Origin of the sequence: Shewanella vesiculosa (assembly GCF_009994065.1) — a bacterium.
Lineage (GTDB): Bacteria > Pseudomonadota > Gammaproteobacteria > Enterobacterales > Shewanellaceae > Shewanella > Shewanella vesiculosa.
Map to the genome: position 1 here is coordinate 168,497 of NZ_JAACSD010000006.1, position 25,204 is coordinate 193,700.

At 40.3% G+C, this 25,204-nt stretch carries 28 protein-coding genes and 1 pseudogene; 22 read left to right on the forward strand and 7 right to left on the reverse strand.

Annotated elements, in window-relative coordinates:
* Positions 1-30: 30 nt before the first annotated feature.
* Positions 31-495, reverse strand: a complete 465-nt coding sequence (locus GW828_RS06725) for a hypothetical protein (protein ID WP_182698618.1) — start codon at positions 493-495, stop codon at positions 31-33.
* A 489-nt stretch (positions 496-984) separates the two neighbouring features.
* Between GW828_RS06725 and GW828_RS06730 the strand changes: the two genes are divergently transcribed.
* The 8 genes from GW828_RS06730 to GW828_RS06765 all read left to right on the forward strand — a co-directional run bounded on the left by GW828_RS06730 (position 985) and on the right by GW828_RS06765 (position 8,678).
* Complete coding sequence (locus tag GW828_RS06730; RefSeq protein ID WP_182723424.1) at positions 985-1,944, forward strand: LysR family transcriptional regulator; 960 nt, start codon at positions 985-987, stop codon at positions 1,942-1,944.
* Between the two features lie 1,061 nt (positions 1,945-3,005).
* A complete protein-coding gene (locus tag GW828_RS06735; RefSeq protein ID WP_273058286.1) occupies positions 3,006-3,845 on the forward strand; it encodes an AzlC family ABC transporter permease in 840 nt (279 codons plus the stop codon).
* Entirely contained in the window at positions 3,842-4,144 is a 303-nt protein-coding gene (locus tag GW828_RS06740) for an AzlD domain-containing protein (protein ID WP_273058285.1), read from the forward strand. The genes GW828_RS06735 and GW828_RS06740 overlap by 4 nt, the downstream gene beginning before the upstream one ends.
* Before the next feature lie 97 nt (positions 4,145-4,241).
* Positions 4,242-5,681, forward strand: a complete 1,440-nt coding sequence (mpl, locus tag GW828_RS06745) for a UDP-N-acetylmuramate:L-alanyl-gamma-D-glutamyl-meso-diaminopimelate ligase (RefSeq protein WP_273058283.1) — start codon at positions 4,242-4,244, stop codon at positions 5,679-5,681.
* 26 nt (positions 5,682-5,707) lie between these two features.
* The gene (locus tag GW828_RS06750) at positions 5,708-6,367 is read left to right on the forward strand and encodes a flavin prenyltransferase UbiX (RefSeq protein WP_124017376.1); all 660 of its coding nucleotides are present in this window, start codon (positions 5,708-5,710) and stop codon (positions 6,365-6,367) included.
* A 7-nt stretch (positions 6,368-6,374) separates the two neighbouring features.
* Complete coding sequence (hpt, locus tag GW828_RS06755) at positions 6,375-6,905, forward strand: hypoxanthine phosphoribosyltransferase (protein WP_124017377.1); 531 nt, start codon at positions 6,375-6,377, stop codon at positions 6,903-6,905.
* A 67-nt stretch (positions 6,906-6,972) separates the two neighbouring features.
* Positions 6,973-7,908, forward strand: coding sequence for an ABC transporter ATP-binding protein (locus GW828_RS06760; RefSeq protein WP_124017378.1), 936 nt, complete (start codon positions 6,973-6,975; stop codon positions 7,906-7,908).
* Positions 7,908-8,678, forward strand: coding sequence for an ABC transporter permease (locus GW828_RS06765; protein WP_124017379.1), 771 nt, complete (start codon positions 7,908-7,910; stop codon positions 8,676-8,678). The genes GW828_RS06760 and GW828_RS06765 overlap by 1 nt, the downstream gene beginning before the upstream one ends.
* Positions 8,679-8,846: 168 nt before the next feature.
* On the opposite strand, the pseudogene GW828_RS06770 reads toward GW828_RS06765, so the two are convergent.
* A pseudogene (locus tag GW828_RS06770) lies at positions 8,847-9,071 on the reverse strand (tyrosine-type recombinase/integrase); the annotation flags it as partial.
* Between the two features lie 458 nt (positions 9,072-9,529).
* Here GW828_RS06770 and GW828_RS06775 point away from each other — a divergent pair.
* The 3 genes from GW828_RS06775 (at position 9,530) to GW828_RS06785 (ending at position 10,888) form a co-directional block, all read left to right on the forward strand.
* On the forward strand, positions 9,530-9,943 hold the full coding sequence (locus tag GW828_RS06775) for a DUF1090 domain-containing protein (protein WP_220487668.1): 414 nt from the start codon (positions 9,530-9,532) through the stop codon (positions 9,941-9,943).
* 152 nt (positions 9,944-10,095) lie between these two features.
* Positions 10,096-10,461, forward strand: coding sequence for a cupin domain-containing protein (locus GW828_RS06780; protein WP_182697627.1), 366 nt, complete (start codon positions 10,096-10,098; stop codon positions 10,459-10,461).
* A gap of 130 nt (positions 10,462-10,591) precedes the next feature.
* Positions 10,592-10,888, forward strand: a complete 297-nt coding sequence (locus GW828_RS06785) for a hypothetical protein (RefSeq protein ID WP_182697626.1) — start codon at positions 10,592-10,594, stop codon at positions 10,886-10,888.
* Between the two features lie 419 nt (positions 10,889-11,307).
* Here the strand turns inward: GW828_RS06785 and GW828_RS06790 are convergent, their stop codons facing one another.
* On the reverse strand, positions 11,308-12,117 hold the full coding sequence (locus GW828_RS06790; protein WP_273058276.1) for a helix-turn-helix domain-containing protein: 810 nt from the start codon (positions 12,115-12,117) through the stop codon (positions 11,308-11,310).
* 36 nt (positions 12,118-12,153) lie between these two features.
* A complete protein-coding gene (locus GW828_RS06795; protein ID WP_273058274.1) occupies positions 12,154-12,456 on the reverse strand; it encodes a cupin domain-containing protein in 303 nt (100 codons plus the stop codon).
* A gap of 284 nt (positions 12,457-12,740) precedes the next feature.
* Here GW828_RS06795 and GW828_RS06800 point away from each other — a divergent pair, with 284 nt between their 5' ends.
* From GW828_RS06800 to GW828_RS06830, 7 genes are all read left to right on the forward strand, one after another.
* Positions 12,741-13,973 carry a pepsin/retropepsin-like aspartic protease family protein gene (locus tag GW828_RS06800; protein WP_273058272.1) on the forward strand — a complete coding sequence of 411 codons (1,233 nt, stop codon included), beginning with the start codon at positions 12,741-12,743 and terminating at the stop codon, positions 13,971-13,973.
* Between the two features lie 346 nt (positions 13,974-14,319).
* Entirely contained in the window at positions 14,320-15,309 is a 990-nt protein-coding gene (locus GW828_RS06805; RefSeq protein ID WP_273058270.1) for an alpha/beta hydrolase, read from the forward strand.
* Between the two features lie 250 nt (positions 15,310-15,559).
* Positions 15,560-16,990 carry an amidohydrolase family protein gene (locus GW828_RS06810; RefSeq protein ID WP_273058268.1) on the forward strand — a complete coding sequence of 477 codons (1,431 nt, stop codon included), beginning with the start codon at positions 15,560-15,562 and terminating at the stop codon, positions 16,988-16,990.
* Positions 16,991-17,232: 242 nt separating this feature from the next.
* Positions 17,233-17,739 carry a GNAT family N-acetyltransferase gene (locus GW828_RS06815; protein WP_273058266.1) on the forward strand — a complete coding sequence of 169 codons (507 nt, stop codon included), beginning with the start codon at positions 17,233-17,235 and terminating at the stop codon, positions 17,737-17,739.
* 145 nt (positions 17,740-17,884) lie between these two features.
* Entirely contained in the window at positions 17,885-18,289 is a 405-nt protein-coding gene (locus GW828_RS06820) for a DUF1801 domain-containing protein (RefSeq protein WP_124015380.1), read from the forward strand.
* The gene (locus tag GW828_RS06825; protein ID WP_273058263.1) at positions 18,279-18,566 is read left to right on the forward strand and encodes a hypothetical protein; all 288 of its coding nucleotides are present in this window, start codon (positions 18,279-18,281) and stop codon (positions 18,564-18,566) included. The genes GW828_RS06820 and GW828_RS06825 overlap by 11 nt, the downstream gene beginning before the upstream one ends.
* A 110-nt stretch (positions 18,567-18,676) precedes the next feature.
* A complete protein-coding gene (locus tag GW828_RS06830) occupies positions 18,677-19,279 on the forward strand; it encodes a class I SAM-dependent methyltransferase (protein WP_124015381.1) in 603 nt (200 codons plus the stop codon).
* Between the two features lie 474 nt (positions 19,280-19,753).
* Here the strand turns inward: GW828_RS06830 and GW828_RS06835 are convergent, their stop codons facing one another.
* Both GW828_RS06835 and GW828_RS06840 read right to left on the reverse strand, forming a co-directional pair.
* Positions 19,754-20,023, reverse strand: coding sequence for a hypothetical protein (locus GW828_RS06835; RefSeq protein WP_273693311.1), 270 nt, complete (start codon positions 20,021-20,023; stop codon positions 19,754-19,756).
* Positions 19,989-20,927 (reverse strand): LysR family transcriptional regulator, encoded by a 939-nt coding sequence (locus tag GW828_RS06840; protein ID WP_273058261.1) that lies wholly within the window; start codon positions 20,925-20,927, stop codon positions 19,989-19,991. Before GW828_RS06840 ends, GW828_RS06835 begins: the two co-directional genes overlap by 35 nt.
* 95 nt (positions 20,928-21,022) lie before the next feature.
* On the opposite strand from GW828_RS06840, the gene GW828_RS06845 reads away from it, so the two are divergent.
* The 4 genes from GW828_RS06845 (at position 21,023) to GW828_RS06860 (ending at position 24,332) form a co-directional block, all read left to right on the forward strand.
* Positions 21,023-21,457, forward strand: coding sequence for a DMT family transporter (locus GW828_RS06845; RefSeq protein WP_182697620.1), 435 nt, complete (start codon positions 21,023-21,025; stop codon positions 21,455-21,457).
* Between the two features lie 10 nt (positions 21,458-21,467).
* Positions 21,468-21,920, forward strand: coding sequence for a DMT family transporter (locus tag GW828_RS06850; protein WP_124015385.1), 453 nt, complete (start codon positions 21,468-21,470; stop codon positions 21,918-21,920).
* A 679-nt stretch (positions 21,921-22,599) separates the two neighbouring features.
* On the forward strand, positions 22,600-23,733 hold the full coding sequence (locus GW828_RS06855; protein ID WP_273058259.1) for a nitroreductase family protein: 1,134 nt from the start codon (positions 22,600-22,602) through the stop codon (positions 23,731-23,733).
* Positions 23,734-23,867: 134 nt separating this feature from the next.
* On the forward strand, positions 23,868-24,332 hold the full coding sequence (locus GW828_RS06860) for a DUF2846 domain-containing protein (protein ID WP_273058257.1): 465 nt from the start codon (positions 23,868-23,870) through the stop codon (positions 24,330-24,332).
* A 120-nt stretch (positions 24,333-24,452) separates the two neighbouring features.
* Here GW828_RS06860 and GW828_RS06865 read toward each other — a convergent pair whose 3' ends face one another.
* Positions 24,453-24,944, reverse strand: coding sequence for a DUF1097 domain-containing protein (locus GW828_RS06865; protein ID WP_124015388.1), 492 nt, complete (start codon positions 24,942-24,944; stop codon positions 24,453-24,455).
* Positions 24,945-25,204 lie beyond the last annotated feature (260 nt).

A 25,204-nucleotide genomic window follows, 5' to 3' on the forward strand; every position in this document is an offset into this window, starting at 1 on the left:
AAAACAGCTTGTCGTCACCCGATAAGGTCTTCATACAGGTAGGGATAGTTTTAACATTTGCATGTCACAAGGTTTGCCTCGAGCCATTTCAACTAATTTAATGTTGAATTTTTCGAACAAACTTTTTGAGTTAGCATCATCTTGATTACTAAAATCAGAGATAACTAACTTCACTTCTGACGAATCATGGTCAATGACGACATAATCGAGTCGTGTATGATTTTCGGCAGCAGTTTGTGAATCCATTTCAAACACGGTATCGATTGGAACGTTACAACAAACGTCATATTTTTCGCCAATCATGGTTTTTAGTGATTTTAAAAAGTCAAAACTTTGAGTATCAAAAAGCATTTTTTTAAATTTTACTGTGTGGTCCTCTGTATTAGTTTTGAAGAACTTTATACAAGTCATAATGAAAACAACTAATATAAATGGAACAACGATAAATAAAACTGAGTATATAAATACATAACTTAAAAAGACTGAAGTGAACATACCAACCTCCAAACACTTATTGTTTTATTAACTGTACGTCGTCGACGTACGATTAATACTATCCTTGTATTTTCATTTTTAATTGATCGTAATCAATTAAATGAGGTGATTATTATTTATTTGATTGTAGTTATGATTTGGATCTTATTGTTATTTTTAGCATGTTAAATTAAGAAAAGTATTTATTTAACTATATTAATATTTAAGTTTACAATAGAGTTTTTTAAAATGCTGAATTGAATATTGCCGAAGTTGAAATGCTCATTTTGACATTTTTCTTTATAATTTTTGTGCAGGCTTAATCGTCACCTCGGTAGTAATCATACTTAAGCTATTTCCTCTTTAAAGTGTTTTTGTAAAATGAGTTGTTTTTGATAACTGATTTTTATGATCTGGATTAAGTAATCATCAAATACTTAAAATAAAGTTATGAAATATTATATAAATCGATAATATGATATGTTAAATACCTCTAAGGGAGTATCTGTGATGAAGAAGATTGACTTAGATAAATTAGACTTATTAACACTTTCTATATTAGTAAGTTTGTACGAAAACAAATCGGCTACTCATGTGTCTAGAATACTGGATGTACCAGCATCAAAGATTAGTCGTTGTTTACATTCAGCAAGATTGCTATTCGGTGATGAGCTTTTTATTAGACGTAAATATGGATTGGTACCGAACGATTATGCAGGGAGGATCTATCCTATTGCAAAAGAAATTGTGGACTGTGCTAAAAATTTCAATCGGCTGAATAGTACCTCATTGCCACATAGTCGACATTTTGAATTAGTGATGCCAGGAATGATTGCTCATGCTTACCCACGTGCATTAATGCATTCAATTAAAGAGCATCATAAAGATATTCATATCAATGTGAACAATTGGGATAAACATGCTCTAGAAAGTGTCTCTAACGACCCTAATAGTATTGTCTTGTGTGGCTGTAAAAGCCCTGAGGAAATTCATTGCTTTGATCAAAAGTTACACGTTGAAGTGCTTGCCGAAATGGGGTCACAGTACTTGTTAAGTTGTAAAAATCATCGCATTTTAAAGCAAGAAATCACTTTAGAAAGTATTGCCGAGTATCCATACATCAATACGCTTATGGGAGCCCAAGCGCCAATAATCAATCCGTTTCAAGAGTATTGTCAACTCAACAATCTACCTCTTGAAACTGAAATGACTATTACAAATGTATCTTCTTTATTTGATTACCTTTCTGATTGTAAGTCGTTGGCATTAACACCTTACAAGGCCGTTTACGACATGGTAGATGAGGAGTCAGGTTTACATGCTTGTCAGATATCTGAATACGAAGTGAATCGTCTTTTTAACGTTGTAGAACCATTAAAGTTAGTATTGGTGACGCATCCCAATGCAGATAATGAAGATGCTACTTGGTTAAAACAGCAGATACGCGAGTTAACCAGTGAGCTTGTTTAACAATAAAGTCTATACAGATGTTGTTTTAGCTATATGAGCATTATAAATATATGTTTTGATATGAACTTGGGTGTTGCATCTAGACCTTAGTATGAGTTTTCTTGATAGTTTTACTTCTTAATGCTTATTGAGTAAAAATTGGCTTTGGTGTAGGCGGTTATTGGTGTTTTTTAATAAATGATATTTTCAATCACATTGTTCACGATAGCCTAGGTTGCTTTGTTAGTTATTTAATCCAACATGTGTTTTTCACTTTTCGATTTATATACTCGAATTTAATCCGTATCGGAATTACATTTAATGTAATTCCTTTTTGTGTATATTTTTTACTTGTTTAAAAGTCCTTCATGCGAGACTTTTAGTTAATTGCATAAATGTATAATTTGGCGTTTGATTTTCTCGATACTAAATTTGAATATAAAATATATGTTTTTTTGCAACTTAGAAGTGCAAAACGTTTTTGGGTAATATCGTCGCGACTAATACTATTTGATAAATGTAAATGATGAATATAAAAATCTACATACTATATTTAATGTCTTTTATAGTAAAAAATATGAGGTGAGTCATTTTATCATAAACGTTACTTAAGGCTGAGCTAATGTAGTGGTGTGATAATTACCGCTTAAAAACAGGTTAAATCAGTATTAAAGCATCAATTACTTGCCACCAATCTTGGAAATTTGTTAGCAATCTTCTTTTGTCGTCATTTGTTTTTATAAGTAATTGATTTTAATTTAAATATTGGTTTTTTATTGCTTGGTTGTGGTTAAGCTTGTGGTTGCACATGAGTGCCTGCGTTAGTGAGTTGGGTATTGCTGCATTTAGCATTTAACACCTATGCTACATACTATGTTTTGAACCAGTGAATAACGCTCATACTTGTATATTTCATCGAGCGATTAATCACAGCTAAAAACGTTATAGATCAACTGATACCCTGGTAAGATTCATGATCATATTTCAAGGGCTTTACTAACTTATTCACGTTAAGCTAATCTTCTTGTTTCCTATCAAGCTGTATTTGAGGGAATAACAATATCAGTCAATAAGGATATAACGTGGACACCCTTGAGTTAACTTCTGTTACCCCCACCAAAACTAAATCGTTTTTAGCTGGTGCGCTTGCCGTTATGCCGCTGACGATTGCGGTGATCCCTTGGGGGATACTTGCCGGATCGTTTGCACTGGAAGTGGGCCTAACGCCAGTTGAAAGCCAAGCGATGTCGGCAATTATCTTTGCGGGTAGTGCCCAGTTGGTTGCACTCGGTATGATAAAAGCCGGTATTGGTATTAGCAGTATCTTGATCACCACCTTACTGATCACCTCTCGACATTTGCTGTATGCCATGGCGATGCGCACTCATATAAGCCCTTTACCCCTTAAATGGCGTTTAGGCTTAGGTTTTTTACTCACAGATGAACTGTTTGCTATCGCCAATCAAGCTCATAAAGGCGACTCGCCAGCGCAACATCAGTTTGATCGCTGGTATGCTTTGGGCGGCGGCTTAACCTTTTATCTTGGTTGGAATATTGCTACTTTGCTTGGCATTGTCGCAGGGCAGTCTATCGACAACTTAGGCGAACTCGGACTCGACTTTGCCATCGCTGCCACCTTTATCGCCATCGTAGTCCCCACAGTAAAAAAGCCATCAATATTAGTGTGTGTCCTGGTGTCGCTTACCTTAGCTGTCGTGTGCGCAGTATTTGCGATTCAAGCCGGGCTATTAATTGCGGCAATATCGGGCATGGCAGCAGGCATGACTTACGCCAAATTGACTAACGAAGACGCTGTGGTTTCAGCTAGAGTTGATTCGAGTAACATTGATTCTGCTATCGCTAATTCGAATACCGCTGAATCTACTTCTTCAGTGACCGCAAATAAGGATCACAAGCTATGATCTGGCTGATTATTTTCTCCATGGCGGCAGTGGTGTTTATCAGTCGACACTTGTTGTTAGAACCTAAATTGCCTATTCGCTTAAGTAAAAATACTTTAACGTTTTTAAGCTATTCAGCCCCATCGGTATTAACCGCTATCTTAGCGCCAATTGTGTTTGTGCCCGAAGGCCAACTTGCTATTAGTGTATATAACCCCTATTTAACGTGTGCCCTGGTGGCCACAGTGCTGGCTTACGTCACTCGTAATACTTTGCTCACAACCGTACTCAGTATGGGACTGTTTTTTATTTTGTATTAGCAACAGACCCTAGATTAATTTCAATCATTGTTAACTGACATTCTGTTGCGCAATAGATTAGAATAACCGCCATATTACGGACCAATTAGAGTTGAATATGCACGTACACATATTAGGTATTTGTGGCACTTTTATGGGTGGTTTAGCCCTACTAGCCCGCGCAATGGGCCACAAAGTAACCGGCAGTGATGCTAACGTTTACCCGCCGATGAGCACCCAGCTTGAGCAACAAGGTATTGAGCTAATCCAAGGTTTTGATCCCATTCAATTAGGCAAAGAAGGCGATAATCAACCAGATTTAGTGGTTATTGGTAATGCCATGAGTCGCGGTAATCCATGTGTAGAAGCGGTATTAAACCGTGGTATTAAATACACTTCTGGGCCGCAGTTTTTGTCTGAACATATTTTGCAAGACCGTTGGGTGTTGGCGGTAGCGGGTACTCACGGCAAAACCTCTACCTCCAGCATGCTCGCGTGGGTTTTAGAATACTGCGGCTACGAGCCGGGATTTTTAATTGGTGGCGTGCCGCAAAACTTTGGCGTGTCAGCCCGTTTAGGTAACTCAGTGTTTTTTGTGGTTGAAGCCGACGAATACGACAGTGCCTTTTTTGATAAACGCTCTAAGTTTGTGCATTACCATCCACGCACGTTAGTGATCAATAATCTTGAATTTGATCATGCCGATATTTTTGCCGATCTCGCAGCCATTCAACGTCAGTTTAATCATGTTATCCGCACTGTGCCGGGCGAAGGTAAGGTTATTTGGCCTAGCGATGTTGAAGCTGTGCAGCAAGTGATTGATATGGGCTGTTGGAGCGAACAAGAAATTTATTCTAAATCGCCAACCTTAGCCACAGATATAGCTAATCATTCAGACAGTCCTTTAGTAAGCCAAGGTGAACCAAGTGCTTGGCAGTCGCGTACTATTGCCGACGACGGCCATGTGTTTGAAGTGCTGTTTAAGGGCGAGTCACAAGGGATATTACACTGGGCATTGATAGGTCAGCACAATATCGAAAACGCAATTATGGCTATCGCTGCGGCACGTCATGTTGGCGTAGCACCAAGCCATGCTATAGAGGCATTGACACAGTTCAGTCCACCTAAGCGTCGTTTAGAATTATTGGCTACCGTTAATGGGGTGTCTGTGTATGACGATTTTGCTCATCATCCAACCGCTATTGCCACCACCTTGCAAGGGCTAAGGGCCAAAGTGGCTTCCAGTGATCATGTCAATGGCAAGATTATTGTAGTGCTAGAGCCGCGATCAAACACCATGAAAAGCGGTGTGCATAAAGATACGCTGGCCAATTCGATGGTGTTGGCTGATGTTGGCTACTTATATCAAGCGGACAATATTGGTTGGGACATTCATGCCAGTATGGCTAATGCGCCACTTCCTGTGACTGTGTTTAACAATATAGAAGACATTATTAACACAGTAGCCACCACCGCCAATAAAGGTGATACCGTGGTCATTATGAGTAATGGTGGCTTTAATGGTATTCACCAGAAAATAATTAAGGCTCTAGCGTAACGGCTTTAGCCGATAGAGGGTACAACATGGCCTATGCCAAAAAAGCCAAAGCAATTAGTCTCGCCTGGACCGGCGCATCTGGCGCACCATATGGCATTAAGTTGCTTGAATGCTTGCTCGCGGCTGATTACCAAGTTTTTTTAATGGTATCCAGCGCAGCACGTGTGGTGTTAGCCACCGAGCATGGGTTACAACTGAGCGCAAATCCAGATAAAGCCAAGGCTCAATTACTTGAACAACTGCATAATTCCGATGAGCCATTAAAAGGCGAATTAGTGGTGTTAGGTAAAGATGAATGGTTTTCGCCGCCAGCATCAGGCAGTGCGGCACCAAAACAAATGGTGATTTGTCCGTGTTCAACCGGCACATTAGCTGCTGTCGCTACTGGAATGAGTAATAATTTGCTCGAAAGAGCAGCAGACGTAGTATTAAAAGAGCGTGGGCAGTTAATCCTTGTTCCGCGTGAAACTCCTTTTAGTGCCATACACTTAGAGCATATGTTAAGCCTTACACGCAATGGTGCGACCATCATGCCAGCGGCACCAGGTTTTTATCATAATCCCAAATCGGTTCAAGATCTGGTAAACTTCATGGTTTCCCGAATACTTGATCATTTGGGTATTGAACACGACTTAACGAGTCGCTGGGGATACGGACGTACTCAGTCACACGACATCGACAATTGAGAGATTTATGAAGCACACCATTGAAATGATGATTTCTGAGCAAGAAATCAATAAAACTTTAGACCAGTTAGCTGAACGCATTAATGCTCATTACGCTGACAGTGAACGCTTATTAATGGTTGGCCTATTAAAAGGTTCTGTAGTGTTTATGGCCGATTTATGTCGCCGCATCAAAGGCCATGTTGAAATCGACTTTATGGCAGTATCAAGTTATGGTAATTCAACCACTAGCTCACGCGACGTTAAAGTGCTTAAAGACGTGCAGTCTGATATCTCTGGCCGTGACGTGTTAATTGTTGAAGACTTAATCGACTCAGGTAACACCTTAAATAAAGTGCGCGAGATGTTACTACTGCGCGAACCAAAAAGTTTAGCGCTTTGTACCTTATTAGATAAGCCAGAACGCCGCGAGGTTGATGTACACGTCGACTTTATCGGTATCACAATTCCTGACGAGTTTATTGTCGGTTACGGTATCGACTACGCAGAGCAATACCGCAACTTGCCTTATATCGCTAAAGTTGTACCACTGGATTAAGCAAACATAATTTATAAACTCCCGCCGATGTGGGAGTTTTTTTTCATTGTAAGTTGAGGATTTCAATATGGCCGATAACGCCAATGCATTGGTGATCGATAACCTTAAAAAAACCTATAAAGGCGGTGTAGAAGCCGTTAAGTCAATTAGTTTGACGGTAAAGCAAGGTGACTTCTTTGCTTTGCTTGGCCCCAATGGTGCAGGTAAATCTACCACCATCGGCATTATCAGCTCATTGGTGCAGAAAACCGCTGGCACGGTTTCGGTATTTGGTTTCGATATAGATAAAGATCTCGAACATGCCAAGTTATGTATCGGGTTAGTACCGCAAGAATTTAATTTTAACCAGTTTGAAACCGTGCAACAAATTGTGGTTAACCAAGCGGGTTACTACGGCGTGCCAAAAGCCGTAGCATTACAACGTGCTGAAAAATATCTCACCCAACTTGATTTATGGCAAAAACGTCATGCTCAAGCGCGCGAACTGTCTGGTGGCATGAAACGCCGTTTAATGATTGCACGTGCGTTAATGCACGAACCTAAATTACTAATATTAGATGAGCCAACAGCTGGCGTCGACATTGAACTTCGTCGTTCAATGTGGGAGTTTTTAAAGCAAATTAACAAACAAGGTGTGACGATTATTTTAACCACACACTACCTTGAAGAAGCCGAAATGCTGTGTCGCACCATTGGTATTATCGATACCGGTTTGCTGGTCGAATGCACCACCATGAAGGCATTATTGAGCAAGCTAGATGTTGAAACCTTTATTTTCGATTTACGTCATGATCTCGATGTTGCCCCTCAGTTAACCAATATGAACTGCCGCTTAACTGATGCACATACTTTAGAAGTCGATGTGGCGAAATCGAATAACATTAATGAGTTATTTACTCAGTTTACTTCAGCCAATATCGAAGTCTTGTCGATGCGCAATAAAGCCAACCGTCTAGAAGAATTGTTTGTAGAGCTGGTAGAGAAAGCCAAGGAGTCAAAATAATGAAAAGTCTGTATTTTGTGGCTTTTAAAAGTATTTTAACCAAAGAAATTAATCGCTTCACCCGTATTTGGATCCAAACACTAGTGCCGCCAGCCATTACCATGACGTTATATTTTTTAATTTTTGGTAACTTAGTTGGTAGCCGCATCGGTGAAATGGGCGGCGTGACCTACATGGAGTTTATTGCTCCTGGTTTAATCATGATGTCGGTGATCACCAGCTCATACTCTAATGTGGCCTCATCGTTTTACAGCGCCAAGTTTCAACGCAACATTGAAGAAATCATGGTGGCTCCAGTACCGCATTACGTGATGATAGCCGGTTATGTCGGCGGCGGTGTCGCCCGTGGGTTATGCGTGGGCCTAATTGTGACCACAGTGGCGATGTTGTTTGTTGATATCTCCTTACATCATGTTGGCTTGGTTGTTATCACCATGTTTTTAACCTCAGTGTTATTCTCACTCGGTGGCTTGATTAATGCCGTGTTTGCCAAAAGCTTTGACGATATCAGTATTATCCCGACCTTTATTCTTACGCCACTCACCTACTTAGGCGGTGTATTTTACTCGTTATCGTTATTGCCACCTTTTTGGCAAGGTGTATCGGGTTTAAACCCTGTGGTGTACATGATTAACGTGTTCCGCTACGGATTTTTAGGTTTTGCCGACCTTAGTGTACCGTTATCTATCGCCATCATGGTTGGCTTTTGCGTCAGCTTGTGGGCAGTAGCTTACTATTTGATTTCGCGCGGAATTGGTTTGCGTAGCTAAGTCTCATAGGCGGTAAGCCGCAGCCAAAGCGGTTGTTATCATCTCAGTGTAAAAGGGCTCGTATGAGTCCTTTTTTATGGGCGTTATTTCATAGATAAATCCGAAAACGAATTTATACCTTTGAATTAATAATGAATATCAATATTTTAGTTTGCGTGCTGTAACTAGTTAACTGTAATCCATCGGGCTTTGTACACCTATTTGGTGCAAACCTGCAACATGGGTACAGATTGGAGTTGTTTTTACATCATTATGGCCAAGCAATTCCTGCACGGTTCTCATATCGTGACCACGCCTCAGTAAGTTGGTCGCAAAAGAATGCCTAAAAGTATGAGCGGTAATGCGTTTAGTGATAGTCGCTTTCTGAACGTTGTTGTCTAATTGCTTCTCAATATCCAGTTCCCATCATTATTTCCCCCTTTACGTTACCTACACAGTATGTATATATCGTCATAATGGGTTTGATGGAATAACAATAATATATGAATAAAAAGCAGTCTAAAGGACTATGTTGAGAAAAATAGGGCTGCTCTAATATATTGATCTTAATTGGTTTATTTTTTACATTTGCCATCGACACGTTTAACGTGCAATTTAAGTTTTATATTTGAATGTAAGAGTCATTGAATTGCTTTACTTCAAAGACATAGCAAATGTAGGATGATATTAATCAATAACTTAAACGTGCGGCTTTATCGGTCGAGCCGTTCAATAAGCTGTTAGCATTCTGAGGACTTAAATGGTCATATTCAAATGATAGAAATCAATCATCGCGTATAATAGTTGTGTGACAATTCACCATTTTGTAGTTTAATTATCCCTTGTAAAATTAATTAAAATTAGTTGTGTTAATGAAAAGAGCAAATGTAAATTTAATGTTTAAATCTTCCGGTGTTGTACTGTCTATATTGTCATTTTATAGTTTTGCTTCATTGAACTGTTCAGGTTTTTCTGGGTGTGAAAGAAAGTATTGTGAGATTGAGCAGCAAATAGAAAGTGCTCAGTTAGCTAATAATCAAAAAAAGATAGAAGGACTAAAAGTTGCCCTAGCGGAAGCCAAGTCCAATTGTAGTGACACAAAACTTAAGCAAGATTTAGCTTACGAAATTAAAGAAACTAAAGATAAAATTGCCGAATATAACTTAGATTTACAAGAAGCAAAGGGAAGTGGCAAGGATAACAAAGTCAGAAAATACCAAAATAAGATTCAAGAAGAAGAGCGTAAATTGGAGTCGCTTCTACAAGAGTTATCCGAATTAGGTTAGATAATGCTAACAAACGCTTCAAGAGGGGCAGCCAACGCATGGCATTTTTATTATGCGTTGGTTTTTGTGATTACGGTGTTTGCGGAAGGTCAGTAGTCGCGTTGTCTGCCCCTTAAGCGTGCGTTATCAGTAAATGAATGTATGGAGTAAAAATGAAATTTGATGCTATAAATTTTAAAGATAAGTTCTCTAAATTTACTGAACACTGGTCTCCTCGTGTTGTTGCAGAAATGAATGATTACCAATTCAAATTAGTGAAAGTTGAAGGCGAATTTATTTGGCATGATCACCCTGATACTGATGAAGTATTCATCGTTTTGGAAGGTATCCTTAATATAGAGTTCCGTGATGGTCTAGTAACTCTAAACTCCGGAGAAATGTTTGTAATCCCTAAAGGTGTAGAACATAAACCAGTTGCTAACAGTGAATGTAAAATAATGATTGTTGAACCTAAAGGTGTTGTTAACACTGGTGATTCAGGTAGTGAACTTACAGCTGAAAATGATGTATGGGTGTAAAGTTACAGCTAACGAGAATTTAAAGCATGACTCGTAACGTTTTGCTCGATACCGCTTTGCTGTACATTTTAGCAAACAATTATTAGTCCTTTAAATAGGCGTTATCATTACAAGGATTTGATGAAAAGTTATGATTATAAAAACAAGAATACTATCTTTAGCTTTTATACTGTCTATGGTTTGCTCTTGCTCAACGACTCCACCAATTGTCATTCATAACGAATACGGTGAGATGTCAGCTGACAACGAACTGTTTCGAAAAGAAGCTAGTGAATGCGCGTTAGAAGCTAGGCAAGGCATTAGGAGTACAACATTAACTAAAAACTCAGAAGAGCCTGAAATAGCTTTTGCAAGTGTTCAACTTTTATCTTTTTTTAGCGCAAACGCTTCATGTATAAAATCAAAAGGTTGGCGTATTAAAGAGTAATGCTAACACATATGAGCCTGGCGTCAGTCAATCGGCGAGCCTAGCTTATTTGACTGCTTTTGCCGTCAAATTAAAACCAATCAACAAATTCATCTACTTCGTCTGTCATTTAGCTGTCAAATCGCCGTGCTCTTAGAAATCAAAACATGCAATATGGTCACTTTGCTAAAAATAGGCGATACATCCTTGATAGGCATTGGCTATAGCAAAGTCGTTGATCCAGCCTTGTATGTATTGTCGCACTTTAAACAATAGCTGATCTCACACTCACGCCCCAATTTCGGTCCGTGAACGTTTCATCATTTGTTTGAAAATGTGCAGCCTTTAGCATGCCACAGTGAAAGCCCGATTTTGGACTTGGTGGTGCAAAAATAAAGCAGAAATTGGCGTTACTTACAAAAATGCTATGTTAACTTCGCTTATCGCTGGGGACTTTCGTTCAACTTATTCCACATATTTGGCGTTGTGCCAAAGCTTTTCTTGAATTGGCGAGTAAAGTGACTTTGATCTGAAAAAAAACAATCTTGTGCAACTTGCGCAATGGGTATTCCTTGCGACATAAGCGACTTGGCTTTTTCAAGACGTCTTAAGGTTAAGTATCGATAAGGGCTAGTGCCAAACAATGATCTGAAATCTCGAGTGATTTGCCATTTACTGTAGCCTGTAATCGTGGCTAACTGATCCAATGTTATGTCATTATCTAGCGAGTCATCGATATATTCCCTGGCCATCTGAATAGCCTGATAATTGGCTGTCGTATGCTTGTGATGTATTGTGGTTTCTTTTTGTAAGGCCATGGCAAAATCATAGATAAGGTCTTGGTATTCTAACGGCTCTAGAGGCCGTTGGAACTCAGTCAAGAATCTCTGTGCAATATCGACTAAACAGGGTTTGCCTGTCACGCCATTAGGTAAAAATGGCAAATGATGCCCTTGCAAAATATTTTGTACGTCGACAGGATCAATGTTAATGGCTCGATAACCGAAAGGAGCATCTGTTCCCGCTAACCCGTCATGTAATTCATCAGGATGTAAAACAACGACTTCACCGGGTAAAGAATAGCGCAGGCTTCCTCGGTAATTAAAGCACTGTACGCCAGTGGTGGTTAATGCCAGAGTATAAGTATCATGTCGATGCGGAGCAAAAGTAAAGCCAACCAAATTCACCTCAATACGAGGTTTGTCGCCTACAGCAGTGTTGAACCATGTGCTCAATTTTGGGGTCGTCATAGTGTTAACGTACTTTAGTTCCGATAATTGAATATATCATGATGAGGAGGTGGCGATATTATTTTCTAGCAAATATTCAAAAGCGTCTTGAGTTATATCGCTTTCAGTCTCACCAGTATGCTTAAATGACTTTGATTCAATCAACAACACTTGGGCCAATTCATTTGTAGTCACTTTGTGCTCTATCCCTTTCGCTACCATGTACAATTCTCCAGAGCAGAGATGCACTGACTCGGTTCGAGTGTGCACGACGATATTTCCTTTCATTACCCAAAGTAACTCGTCTTCGTTAGCGTGGCAGTGCCAAGGTATCTTATCGCCTATAATTTTGACCAGCATAATCCTAGAATCGTTAACATCTAAAAGTACTTTTGGGGTAAAGGTGTCTGAAAACATATCGAAGCAATCTGAGACATTTAATTTTCGATTCATAACGACTTCAATTTGTATTGGTTTAGTGTAGGCCAAGCATAGTTGATAAACCTGGAACTTATAGAACGATATTGCGATTTTACCGGCGTATTTATAGCCTCAATCGCCGCAATATCGTTCTATAAAATGCCCATGGCCTCTCGTAATATTTGATATCACAGTTGATATGTATTTATTAGAGAGTCGTCAAAATGAAATTTAAAGGTTCAAAGCGCATTGCAAAGCTATCCTTCTTACACTTGGTAATCATTTTACTCGCCGGTTGCGGTGTCACTGGGCTGATTAACTTGCAAAGCGGTAATCAATTTGCCAAGCAAGACTGGCATGGGGCAGATAGCAGTTTCACCGTACCATTTGAATGGCATGACGGTCACGTTATCATAAATATAGCCTTAAACGGCCAGCAAGATTTGCGCTTTGCGCTCGACTCAGGGGCCGCAGCGACGGTGTTGTTTGAAACTGAAAAAACCAAAGATCAGCCACTGTCATTTGAGATGCAAATAGATCTGCAAGGTCGGAAAGTTAATGTAGTTAACGATGCGGAGATTACTATCGGTCAGATAACGTTATCGGAAATGACAATTATTCAGGTCCCCATCGATCAATCTCCTTTATTTGGCTCTTATGATGAAGCTTACTTTGATGGTGCTATTGGGTTTGATATTCTCAATCGATACATGACTCGTATCAATTATGCAGACAAAACGGTTACCTTTATTAAAGATAGTTCGACCGCTTTAACATCAACTGAGTGGGTAAAGTTACCCATGGCTATTCATGGCCGAATCCCTTACATTTCTGGTGCAATACCCAACCAGCAAGGGCAGCCAGCCCATTATGATTTAGTTGTAGATACTGGCGCTCCCGATTATCTATACATTAATTCGTTACTTGCGACCGACTTTAATTTTCCATCTTCCTACTTTGAAAGTAATACCAAGAATTTTAATGGCGAACATACGGTAAAAACTAGCCGGATTAATTATTTTCAAATAGCAGGCACAAGTTTTGAAAATATCGCAGTGCATGATCTACCTGACTTCGAAGACGACAATGGTATTGGCTTAATTGGTAGTGGTCTGCTGCGAAATTTTGATGTGGTTTTCAATTATGAAAATGGCTACTTAGCTCTGAAAAAGAATATACAGTTTAACCCTCAAACTTTTATTGACCGAAGTGGTTTGCAACTAGAGCCGCATAGAAATGGCGGATTAGTAAAGGGTTTAGGGGAGACCGCTGGCCTAAAGGCACTCAAGATTGCCCTAGGCGATGTGGTTACCAACATAAACGGTAATAAAATCAATGAAATTAACTTTGATGAAATTAGGGGCTTACTCAGCAGCGAAGCAGAGCATGTCGAAATCTGTTGGACGTCTAGCGGTGTTGATATGTGCGGCACCTTGGTTTTGCAGGATCGCTTTTAGGGCGAAAAATTGCCACGATTAATCAGACCGGAGCTCATTATCAGGAGAACCGGTCCGGTCGCTGTATCGAAGAGTAACCATTTTCATTAGTCTGGCGATAATCATGCAGGTGGTTATATTTGAAGCCCAGACGGTTTATTCATACGGCTTTTTAGTCGATGAGGTCGTCATTTTTGTGAGCATATATTAGCTCAAAATAATTGACGGCTTTACTCAGCGTGTTAAGTCGCAAATTACAGCGACGTTATATCGCGACGTTAGTTGTGCAAATCGGCTATGCACTTTATGGTTGAGCGAATAGAAAATTCTCACTTTGAAAAGGTTTTATTTAAGGAACTATTAATTAATGAACTTTAACCCCATAGCGATGAAGGCTTTGATAACACTGTTATTTACTTTTCTTGTAAATAATGTGCACGCTAGCTCTGATGAGCAAAGTACTAATGACTTTTTCTCACTTGTTGAGATTAAAAATGCCCCTAAAAAGCCATTACAGCCTATTAATTATGTACAGGCAAGTGATGATGTTTCCTTGGCCTATCGTGCTTATCTGCCAAAACAGCCCCAAGCAATGTTAATCTTTTATCATGGCGCAGGGGCTCATAGCGGCCTTAGCTACAATCACATCGGTACGGGTTTACGTGATAATTTTAATATCGCTGTATATATGCCAGACATACGAGGTCATGGAGGATCTGGCGGAAATCGGGGTGATACTCCACAGGTTGAACAAGTGTGGTTAGACATTAATACAATGGTTAACGTTGCTCGTGATAAATACCCTAATCTTCCCCTATTTGTTGGTGGTCACTCAAGTGGTGCTGGTTTAGCGCTAAATTATTCTAGTTGGGAGCAAAGAGCAGAGATTGATGGCTATGTATTTCTAGCGCCATATTTTGGTTATCGTTCAGAAACTAATTACGATGCTGGTGAGAGTAAACGCTTCGAGTTTTCTACAGTAACAACCTCTGACTTTGTCATCAATACGATGAGCGGTGGTTTATTTTTCGGTCATTCAAAAGCAGTAAAATTCAATTTTCCAGATTCTGTGTTAAGAGATAACCCTGAAATTGTCCCGTTTAACACTGTTAATATGTCGAACGCTGTGACCCCTCATTCACCTGACTCTCAATTATCTGATATACATGAATTTGGTTTATGGATAGGAAGGCAAGATGAGGCGTTTGATCCATTAAAAGTCACTATGTTCGCAGAGAAATACAGTGGTAAAGACGCTCGCAAGGAAATTGAAATAGTGGATAAAGAAAATCATTTTTCAATTATGTTGAATGCTGCCAACTTTATTGGTCCATGGTTAAGAAATGCGATTAAGTAGTGGCAATTTTTGCATCATCTAACTCTTAGTACCTAAGAATTGGTTTGTTGGATGAAAAGTCAGCAAACCAACCCAAGACAAACTCTTATGTCAATAAAGCTTTGAGCTCATATAAAGATAAAAAATTGAAATAACACAATTGAAAGATGTTGTATTACAGTGAGATGCTAAGGTCAGCTAACCATCGCCATTAAAGACTCGCCCATTTTCTGTGGGCGTTAAATCCAAGTTTACAAATTGGCTTATTAATATGAAGATTCTCATTAACTTGCTGAAATATACAATCCTATCGCTGTTATGTGTACTCGCTCTGATATTACTCGCCATCCCAATATCAATTTATGAAATGCCTAACGATTTGCACGCCGTTGATAATACGGAAGATATTGTGCTCGACAATGCAAATTACATTGATGTATTAACCGGTAAAACAATAAGAAATCAACGAATTTACCTTTCCAAAGGCCAGATCGTCTCTATTGGAGAAAGAACATCTAGCCAAAGTCGAGATGCTCGGGTGATCGATTTGCACGGCGAATACGTCGTGCCCGGCCTGTTTGATATGCACGTTCATCTGCATGACAGAAAATACCTAGCCTTGTACCTCGCATATGGCGTTACCTCTGTGAGGAATATGAGAGGGTTACCCATGCACCTTAGATGGAAAAGTGAGTTAAACAGAGGTGATTGGCTTGGCAGCAATTTGTATACGTCATCCCCCGTTTTAGATGGTGAAAGATATGCACATGCTCTTCAGCAGGTAGTGATATCACCAGCAAAAGCACGTGAACTGGTTAGAAAATATAAAGATGGTGGATATGATTTTATCAAAGCCTATGGCTACTTAGATAAGGAGGTTTTTGAAGCCATTACTGATGAAGCCAGACGGTTGGATTTCCCCATAGCCAAGCATGGCCCTAATCCGATAGATGGGCTTGGATTGCAATCTAACAGTGGCTTGCAATCTCTGGAGCATGTGGAAGATATTTTTCAAGGCCCGCTTAATTTTTCATTTGATCAAAACAGCATGGCTATTTGGGTGAGCCAATTAAAGGCGATTAATCCGACTGTTACTCCGACGTTGGCGACATTCCATCACTTGACCAAATTAAGCCAAGACAAAGCCGCGTTCGTCGATAGCCTGCCGTTGAACACCTTAAATCCTCTTTATCGCATAATTAATACTGAGTTTGGCGTTAAAAGATGGCTAGGAGCATCACAGGAACAAGCGGACTGGAATAGCAAAGAGGAGCAGTTTCTTTTTGACATCGTTAGGGAGCTGGATAAACAAGAGGTGACATTATTGTTAGGCTCTGATGGCGGAACCTTATATATGCCACCAGGGTTATCAACCCACCTTGAAATTGAACTGATGGTGAAAGCGGGAATATCGCCAATAAAGGTCTTACGGGCTGCGACTATCAATGCGGCAACCGCATTGGGAGTTGACGATAAATACGGCTCTATAGAGATTGGCAAGGTAGCTGATTTGGTTGTGCTAAAAGATAACCCTTTAGATGATTTGCAAGCACTCGCTGCACCCATTGCGGTTATTAAGGCCGGGCAATGGATCAACAGCAGTGAATTATCGGCATTAAGAATCTCCGCAGAGAAACCATCAAATCTATACATAAGTATGGGGAGGTTGCTTGAAGACATTATCTCACGAGCAATGCCCTAGCAATATTGGCAGTGATTATTTTAATTTAACAGGTGCATCAATTAGGACGCTCGTAAACTCGCACCAATTACGTTGGCGTTATATGCTCAAGGATGATTATGCGAATCGTTGACAGCGATCGAAACGAGCATATATTAAGTCATTGCAAAGGACTAAAAACAGCTGACTATTGATCGTGCTTCGCTTATTTTAGTCATCAATTTTGTGCTCATTATTAGGGCGTTAAATACAAGGATAGTTTTGTGGAAATAAAACAAGTCAGTTCGATATCGGGTTTAGTTGAGCAATTACATTCGTTACTTGCTGATTGTATCGTGAGTGGTGCCTCTGTCGGTTTCTTAACACCAATCAATGACCAAGAAGTGAAATCATATTGGGAGTCTGTTGAAACAGAACTTGAGTCGGGTACTCGAAAGCTGTTTTTAGCCTATGACAATGATAATGTCATTGGCGCAGTTCAATTATCTCTTTGTGCTAAAGCTAATGGTGCACATAGAGGAGAAGTTGAAAAACTCATGGTTGATACGAGGGCTAGAGGTAAAGGCGTGAGCAAAAAGCTGATGTCGCTAATGGAAAGTACCGCATCTGAAATGGGCTTGTTACTACTTGTGTTAGATACTCGGTTAGGCGACGTAGCTTCTTCGTTATATCGTTCAATTGGTTACACCGAGGCAGGTCAAATCCCTCAATTTGCTCGTAGCTCTACAGGGGAGTTGGAAGCAACGGTCTACTTCTTCAAGTTATTGTAATTTAAAAAGTGTTCAAGACTGATTCCCCATGCTTGGTGGTTTCAGCTCAAGTTGAGTTTGGTGTTTAAGGTGCTATGGTTTAGTTTAGGTCGTCGCGTTGCTCACCGCTTAACGCAGCGTTACGTGTGTTGCAATTGGAGGCCCCGTGAAAGCAGAAATACAGGCAAAATTTGCGACTTACCCCGCTGAAGCGCAAAGACTGCTTAACGCCATTCGTCATCTGATTCTTGCCGTTGCGGAAGAAAATGACTTGGGTGCTGTTGAAGAAACGCTTAAGTGGGGCGAGGCCAGCTATCTTGTAAAAGGCGGCACGACGATTCGAATGGACTGGAAGCCAAAAGATCCTGATTCTATAAAGGTATATTTCCATTGCCAGACTCGATTGATTGAAACCTTCAGGGAGATATATCGAGATGAATTCGCATATGAGGGTAAACGTGCGATTGTGGTTCCTCTGGATGCTGCTATTAAAGAAGGGCCTCTAGGCCATTGTCTTCAAATGGCATTGAAGTACCATAGTTTGAAACATCGACCTTTGCTTGGCGCTTGAGGGACATTGGAAAGGTGACGATTGCACTGAAGGTGCAATTATCCAAGATGCTGAGGTGTTATCTTGTAAAGAAGAAACGCTAGAGGCTGGAACCTTTATGGTTTATTCCATCAAATACAAAGGTAAAATGACGAACTCTAGAGGCTATTATAGTGCTGACACTGTAGATGTTCATTTGTATGCGCCAAAGGCAAAAACATTCATTAAGCTAACTCAGCAGCAAAAAGATTACTTCTATGTTGAAGAGTTACTGAATATTCTGATAAATACACGCTAATAGGTAATTCAAGTGGGGCTGTTACAGTTTGCTTGGTTCACTTCGTACAGCATGTTAACAAACGATTAGCTGCCCATTATTGGGCGTTAGATTACACTCGGAGCCATTGAATGCCTTCCAAAGAAATATCTACGTACTTCAAAGCAACAGAAAATCGGCAAACTAGAGATGATCTTAAGCGAGCGATAGAATTAGTTGGTGACCGTAAGATAGCGATTGATTGTGGCTGTGGTTCAGGAAGCGATATTGCGTTCCTTCGATCTAAGCAGTTTCAAGTGCATGCTTTTGATATAGAATCAGAAGCTATTGAACGCTGTAAAAGGCGGTTTGGTAGTGACAAAAACGTTTGGTTATCACAAAGTACGTTTGATGCTTTCACATACCCTTCAGCTTCACTCATAGTGGCTGACTCAAGTCTGTGTTTTTGTCCTGAAAATAAGTTCGATGAAGTATGGCACAAGATTACTCGCTCATTACTGCCTGGTGGGATATTCGTTGGTTCGTTTGTCGGGTGCGAAGATACAATGGCTGGCCCTAATTATAACAAGGAGGCCTATTGGCCGGATGTGCTCGTAGTATCAGAAAGTGAAATTATCAATTTGTTTCGAGGCTATAGAATAGAGTCTTATACTGAACACAAAAGTTTGGGTGTTGGTCCTGATGGAGAGCATCAGTCTTGGCATAGGTATGCCGTTATCGCACAAAAAATCTAACAAATTGCAAAAGTATTGTTCTTCTTAAGGCGTTGGCAGGCTTTATAGTGTGTGCTTTTAAACCCTATAACTTATAAGTGTTTGATTTAACATATTTTAAAAATCAAAGAGTCACTATTTTTCATTGAGTTTAATGCTAACTGCTATCGGTACAGTTTTCACTACACTTAAAATCGATTTTTATCTAGATATTATAGTGTTAAGTTAAGTTATCGGTGTAATGGTTGTAGCAAAGGTAAAAAGTAAGTGCACTGCTAATAAGAATATTACATAACCTGAACTCGGTATCGCAAACGTCTCTTAAATAGTCTTTTGCCTTGTTAACTGCGTTGAATTAGCTTGCAATAGCCCGGTTATGGATGCAGTTATAACTAGTTCAGGTTACATATTCTAATTGTTTCAAATCCTGACATGTTTTCCAAAATAAGTTAACCGTTAATCAGGAACATCATTAAAGCCCACTCGAATAAACATTTAATCAAGTGCTTGCACATATCCTGAGGAGGCGATTGCTAAACATAAAAGCAAACTCTTAAGATCATCTTCAAACATCCCAGCTGTGAAATTTACCTGCAAGAAAATCGTGCTTATACCTTCCTCAAGTATGGTTTCACTGTTTCCAATATTCCTGAATATTCTATGGCGAACTGACATGTTCACAGCAAGCAACTGTGTTGCCTCATGCTTGAAGTAATTGATCAAAATAACTTTAAGTTTGATATTCCCAATAGGCTGGTGTGCCATAAACATCAATAAAGTAATCAATCAGCACCCTAACGTTTAACGGTGGGCGACGCGCATTAGGATAAATAGCGGTAATATTCTGTGGTCCAGTTTTAATTGTCGGTTGATAGTCGTTGAGCAGTGACACCAGTGTGCCATTGTTTAAATGGTTGCCGATTAACCAATTAGGGAATAATACCAGCCCGCTATCATTTAACGCTGAGATAAGTAATGACTCGGCATTGTTCGATACCAGTGTCGGCGTTACGGCTTGGTGAAGCCAAGTGGTTGTATTGCTTTTGAATAACCAGCGATTTTGCCCAGAATAACCGCTATACACTAGGCAGTGATGGCGAGTGAGATCGCTAGGTTTTTCGGGGGTGCCGTGCTTGATTAAATATGCCGGAGAGGCGACCAAATGGTAGCGCTGTACTCCAAGTACTCGGGCATGAAGTGTTGAGTCAGCAAGTGAGCCGATTCGAAAGATGACATCTGCGGCGTCAATATGCGGATTGATGAAATCGTCGGTTTGAATGAGCTCAACTTGCACCTTTGGATATTGAGTTAAAAAGCCTGCCAACCAAGGGGCTATGTGTTTCTGGCCGAAGAAAACGGGTGCATTAATTCTTATTAAACCTTTTGGCTCGGTCGCCCTATCTTGTAGCTCATTGCGAACTTCATTTAATTGCTCAGTCATCGAGCGGGCGTAATCGTTAAAAATCCTGCCTGCTTCAGTTGGGATAATTGCGCGGGTATTGCGGTAAAACAGCTGCTGTCCTAGTGACTCTTCAAGCTGCTGAATCACTCTTGATATCATAGACGGCGAGACACCTTCACGGCGTGCAACAATAGAGAAACTCTTACTTTCATAAACTTCGATAAAAAACTTTAACGCTCTGATATTGATTGAGCTTGCATCGTTCATCTGTGCAATTCCTGCAAAGGTGTTTGTTGGATTATCCCATTTTTCGCGATAAAGCACTAGGTTATGATGCGCGCTTTATGATTAGGGGTTCAGTTATGCAGTTGATGTTGATTTTACTTGTGGTGCTCGGCGGGATGGGATTATCCGTTGAAGCGGGGTTGTTAGGTCCGTTAGGGGCTGAGGTGGGTGAGCTATGGGCAACCTTTAGCATATTTGGGGTAGGTGCGGCGTTAACCTTTATCTTGATGCTTTTTTTCAGCCCAAGAAATAGTCCGTCATTTTTTTCCCAGCCTTCTTGGACACTGCTTGGCGGAATATTAGGGCCAATATACGTTGTGATTTTAACGATTACTGCGCCAGCAATCGGTATCGCCATGACTATGATAGGGATTTTAACCGGCCAAGTGTCGAAGAGTCTGATCATTGATCACTTTGGCTTATTTGCCAGTCAACCGCGGCCAATTGATCGAAAACGGCTTATCGCACTGGGATTTATCGTAGCAGCACTTATTTTAATGGCACAGGGTTAAGGGGGGAGTAATGACATTTATTATGATTATGTTGGCGGTCATCGGTGGCGCAACATTGAGTATTCAAGCGGCAATTAATGGACAACTTGGCAGTAAAGTCGGCGTATTTCGTTGTGCCTTTTTAACCTTTTCGTTAGGCGCCTTGGTGACGGGTCTGCTTATTTTTTATTTTGAACCTGCGCATTCGTTAACTTTGCTAGAGGTACCTAAATGGCAGTTGCTGGGCGCGATGTGCGGCGTACCATACATAGTTATCATGGTGTTTGCGGTGCAAAAAATTGGTACAGCGGTAGCAACCGTAGCCGTTATTTTTGGGCAACTGTTAATGAGCATGTTAATCGATAATTTCGGCTGGTTCGGCAATGACGCGATAGTGTTTTCGCCAAGTCGAATAGCGGCGGTTATCTGCTTAGCTATCGCGCTGTACTATATCCATGCCAGTAACCAAGCCAACGTGGAATAAGGCTAGATGACATGCAGTTTATTGTTATTTGATCGGGTGTTAAAGCGTGTTTAAGTGACGTTGAGAGTCGTTTGGCGATACAAGCGACTCAAGTCGGACGGTTAACGCTTTGCGCTTTGGCGGCGTTATAGGTAAAAGAGAGCCAATCACTTATGAATAAATTAGATATATTCAGCAAATTAATCTATCCACCGGTTAGTGACGTTAAATCGATACTTGGACTTGGACTTGGACTTGGACATGGACATGGAAATTGGTCATTGTTATTGAGCCGTTATAAAAAGTTCAAATGAAAAATTATCTGAACCCATAGAAAAATATCAAATGAAACAAATGTGGTTTACTCAGGCGTTCATGATTTGTTATTCGAAATGCACCAAAGTGAGGAATTAAAAATGTTGTCCCGCGGTGAAAATGTGGTTTAAATGGACAGATATCTTCGAAAGACGGTTGGTTTTAAAAATACAGCCTCTATCAAGAATTAGGCATATAAGACGTTACTGCTACTCACACAAAACCGTTGCTACCTTTTGTACTCCAGCGTATTGGCAAAAATTGCCAATTATTTTGTGCGGCAGAGTAATGTGTTAGGCGTTAGTCAGTCACACAGAGCGATAGTTGCTCCTTAAGTTAATGTCTACATGTGTTCAAGCGCATTTTAAGTGTATGGGAGAGCTATATGCCATTAGAAAAACAATGGTCCTTTGAAGATAGTGCGATATGGAAGCTAAAGTTAAGGCTTCAATTTAGTGGTTGGTTACAATATATTATCCATGCAATATGGATCTTGGTATTGCTACTGATTGCTGGGATTGGCTGGATTATTGGGCATTGGCAAGCTTTGTTGTTTTGGCTGCCGCTTGGTCTGGCGACATTGTTGAGTATCGCGCTGTTTGGCACCATTGTTATGGTTAAATATGGACTCCATCCTACCGAAAAGGTACCTGCCAATAAACACCATCTTGATATATTTGATCTGATGCGATCTCGCAAATCATGCCGTTCATTTCAGTCTCGCAATTTAACGGCGGAACATCATGCTGAATTACTTAAGACGGTTCAGTTTCATAGTCAACCAAGTCAATTACTTGGGCAAAAAACCATTCGGTTTGAATATATTAAAGCCGCATTAACGGTTTGGCCAGTGGTTGGTGCACACGAATTTTTAGTTGCCATTGCCCCACGCGAATATGATCGCTTATCAATAATAGATGTCGGTCGTAGTTTGCAAAAAATTGTTATTCAAGCAACACGTATGGGGATTGCAACTTGTTGGATAGGACCTGGCGCTGATAATAAAAGCATTCTGCAGCACCTCGGTAATAAGATCGACCCAACAAAAGATCATGTTATTTGTGTGTGTGCAATCGGCTATGATTCTATGTATAAGCCATTATTTATTCGTTTGTTTAATAAGTTAATGCATAAACGTTTACCGTTATCGGAATTGTTTTTTGCCGATCCGTCATTCGAGACGCCGCTGGATACTAAATCCAATCCCTATTGTGATTATGGACGTTGCTATGAGGTTTGTCAGTGGTCACCGTCTTCATACAATGGACAGACTACCCGCTCTGCTGCCGTAACAGAGCAAATTAATGGTGAAGAAAAACTCATTCGCTTTGATTTCTGCACTTCTATTAGTTCACGGTATTACGCCGCTGTTGCTCTTGGCATCTGGTGTGCGAATTGGGAAACTGGTTGTGCGGCTCTGAATAGACGTGGCCATTTTGCAGTGCTTTCATCTAAAGAAAGAGCGTCTGAAGCTGTTCCTGAATTTCCACACTATGACATAAGCTGGATTGTAGATTGATATGAACTAAACCAATTTTTATTAAGCTTTGTAAGTATACCTATAGAATTTAAATAGTGAATATTGCTAACAAATGCATGCCACACAGTGTCGCAGATACGAGCGTTAATTTGAGGTGAGAAGGAGCGTAGTCGATGTTGAATAAATTTATTTGTTCGCTAGTTATGATTGCATCGCTGACCGCTTGTAGTGCCACCGGCGCTAAATTTACTCAAACGCAAGCGCCCGAGGCAAATAAAGCTAAAGTATATTTCTATCGTCCTTGGGCCATGTTGGATGGCGCAGCAGCTCCGACAATACAGCTAAATGGTGTCGACAGTTTCAATATCAGCAACGGAGGCTACCATGTTTTGGATCTTAATCCTGGTAGCGTGATAATTGCAGTTAAAGAAGGAGGGATTATGTCCAATTGGCGTGCCGGTGGATTGCAAATCTCTTTTGATGCTCACGCCAATAAAACGTATTTTGTTCGCTTAACTGCTGAGCTTGCCAATGCAGCTTATGTGGGCGGCGTATCAAGTATTTCTGGTAATTACTCGCTTGGGCTTATTAATCAAGAAACGGCATTACAAGAGTTACTTGAGACTAAGACAAACTAACAAGGCGTAGCGTCGCTTTTACGACAGAGCTTTGCTTCCTAATCATTGATTATATTGGCCATTGTAATTGGCACATATGAGTCAACAGGCGAGCTATTTTATAATTAATCTACTTTGTATTTAGATTTCTTCTATGGTTTTGTCTTTTAACGATTCAGCTGTTTTATCCGTTAACGTTATCAATAAGCTCGTGAGTAAGCTCATGCTGTAACCGAGTACAGCGCCTATAACGAGCGGTGGAATAATGGCTGCGATATCTGCATTTAGAGCAAACGTAATACAACAGCCAATAAATGTGCCGGGAATAAAAGCAAAGTTTTTATTACTGGCTTGTAAGCACATAAGCGCAGTAACAATTCCCGTTAATGCATAGCTTATTACGGGCGACCCCAAAACACCGCTACCCGCAATAATTAACCATCCCCAGAATACGCCGGAAAGATTGGTCATCATCGCCATTATCATGCCTTTAGCGCCCGATTCAGTTTGAGCGAAGAAAGTACTGCAACCGAGAAACCCGACCCAGGTTACCAGATGAAACACATCAGCAACTCCAGCCCAAATAGCCGCTAATAAACCCGCAGAAATTGCAATTTGCCAACGATGGGCCATAGCCGCCTCTTAAAAGATAAACTTAGAACTCTGAATTCTAAATTTAGCACAATAAGTGAGGTAGTTGCAGTTTTGTCTTATAAAACTCGATCCAGTTCGCAAATAATCGCAAAGGCTAATAAAACCAAACATTATTGGCTAGGTAAGTGGATGACTTATTTTGTAGCCAGGAAAGCTGATTCATTGCAGTCTTATTATATGATTAAGATTGGGTTGAGCGATCAGTAAAGTGATACAAATAAGATGCTTGTACTCATTGT

What these genes read in the sequence shown, in the direction of transcription:
- mpl (WP_273058283.1), top strand. Translation starts at nt 4,242, where the DNA reads ATGCACGTACACATATTAGGTATTTGTGGCACTTTTATGGGTGGTTTA.
- GW828_RS06730 (WP_182723424.1), top strand. Translation starts at nt 985, where the DNA reads ATGAAGAAGATTGACTTAGATAAATTAGACTTATTAACACTTTCTATA.
- GW828_RS06760 (WP_124017378.1), top strand. Translation starts at nt 6,973, where the DNA reads ATGGCCGATAACGCCAATGCATTGGTGATCGATAACCTTAAAAAAACC.
- GW828_RS06750 (WP_124017376.1), top strand. Translation starts at nt 5,708, where the DNA reads ATGGCCTATGCCAAAAAAGCCAAAGCAATTAGTCTCGCCTGGACCGGC.
- GW828_RS06860 (WP_273058257.1), top strand. Translation starts at nt 23,868, where the DNA reads ATGTTGAATAAATTTATTTGTTCGCTAGTTATGATTGCATCGCTGACC.
- GW828_RS06840 (WP_273058261.1), bottom strand. Translation starts at nt 20,927, where the DNA reads ATGAACGATGCAAGCTCAATCAATATCAGAGCGTTAAAGTTTTTTATC.
- GW828_RS06865 (WP_124015388.1), bottom strand. Translation starts at nt 24,944, where the DNA reads ATGGCCCATCGTTGGCAAATTGCAATTTCTGCGGGTTTATTAGCGGCT.
- hpt (WP_124017377.1), top strand. Translation starts at nt 6,375, where the DNA reads ATGAAGCACACCATTGAAATGATGATTTCTGAGCAAGAAATCAATAAA.
- GW828_RS06805 (WP_273058270.1), top strand. Translation starts at nt 14,320, where the DNA reads ATGAACTTTAACCCCATAGCGATGAAGGCTTTGATAACACTGTTATTT.
- GW828_RS06835 (WP_273693311.1), bottom strand. Translation starts at nt 20,023, where the DNA reads ATGGCACACCAGCCTATTGGGAATATCAAACTTAAAGTTATTTTGATC.
- GW828_RS06845 (WP_182697620.1), top strand. Translation starts at nt 21,023, where the DNA reads ATGCAGTTGATGTTGATTTTACTTGTGGTGCTCGGCGGGATGGGATTA.
- GW828_RS06740 (WP_273058285.1), top strand. Translation starts at nt 3,842, where the DNA reads ATGATCTGGCTGATTATTTTCTCCATGGCGGCAGTGGTGTTTATCAGT.
- GW828_RS06790 (WP_273058276.1), bottom strand. Translation starts at nt 12,117, where the DNA reads ATGACGACCCCAAAATTGAGCACATGGTTCAACACTGCTGTAGGCGAC.
- GW828_RS06830 (WP_124015381.1), top strand. Translation starts at nt 18,677, where the DNA reads ATGCCTTCCAAAGAAATATCTACGTACTTCAAAGCAACAGAAAATCGG.
- GW828_RS06785 (WP_182697626.1), top strand. Translation starts at nt 10,592, where the DNA reads ATGATTATAAAAACAAGAATACTATCTTTAGCTTTTATACTGTCTATG.
- GW828_RS06855 (WP_273058259.1), top strand. Translation starts at nt 22,600, where the DNA reads ATGCCATTAGAAAAACAATGGTCCTTTGAAGATAGTGCGATATGGAAG.
- GW828_RS06780 (WP_182697627.1), top strand. Translation starts at nt 10,096, where the DNA reads ATGAAATTTGATGCTATAAATTTTAAAGATAAGTTCTCTAAATTTACT.
- GW828_RS06725 (WP_182698618.1), bottom strand. Translation starts at nt 495, where the DNA reads ATGTTCACTTCAGTCTTTTTAAGTTATGTATTTATATACTCAGTTTTA.
- GW828_RS06775 (WP_220487668.1), top strand. Translation starts at nt 9,530, where the DNA reads ATGAAAAGAGCAAATGTAAATTTAATGTTTAAATCTTCCGGTGTTGTA.
- GW828_RS06765 (WP_124017379.1), top strand. Translation starts at nt 7,908, where the DNA reads ATGAAAAGTCTGTATTTTGTGGCTTTTAAAAGTATTTTAACCAAAGAA.
- GW828_RS06800 (WP_273058272.1), top strand. Translation starts at nt 12,741, where the DNA reads ATGAAATTTAAAGGTTCAAAGCGCATTGCAAAGCTATCCTTCTTACAC.
- GW828_RS06810 (WP_273058268.1), top strand. Translation starts at nt 15,560, where the DNA reads ATGAAGATTCTCATTAACTTGCTGAAATATACAATCCTATCGCTGTTA.
- GW828_RS06850 (WP_124015385.1), top strand. Translation starts at nt 21,468, where the DNA reads ATGACATTTATTATGATTATGTTGGCGGTCATCGGTGGCGCAACATTG.
- GW828_RS06795 (WP_273058274.1), bottom strand. Translation starts at nt 12,456, where the DNA reads ATGCTGGTCAAAATTATAGGCGATAAGATACCTTGGCACTGCCACGCT.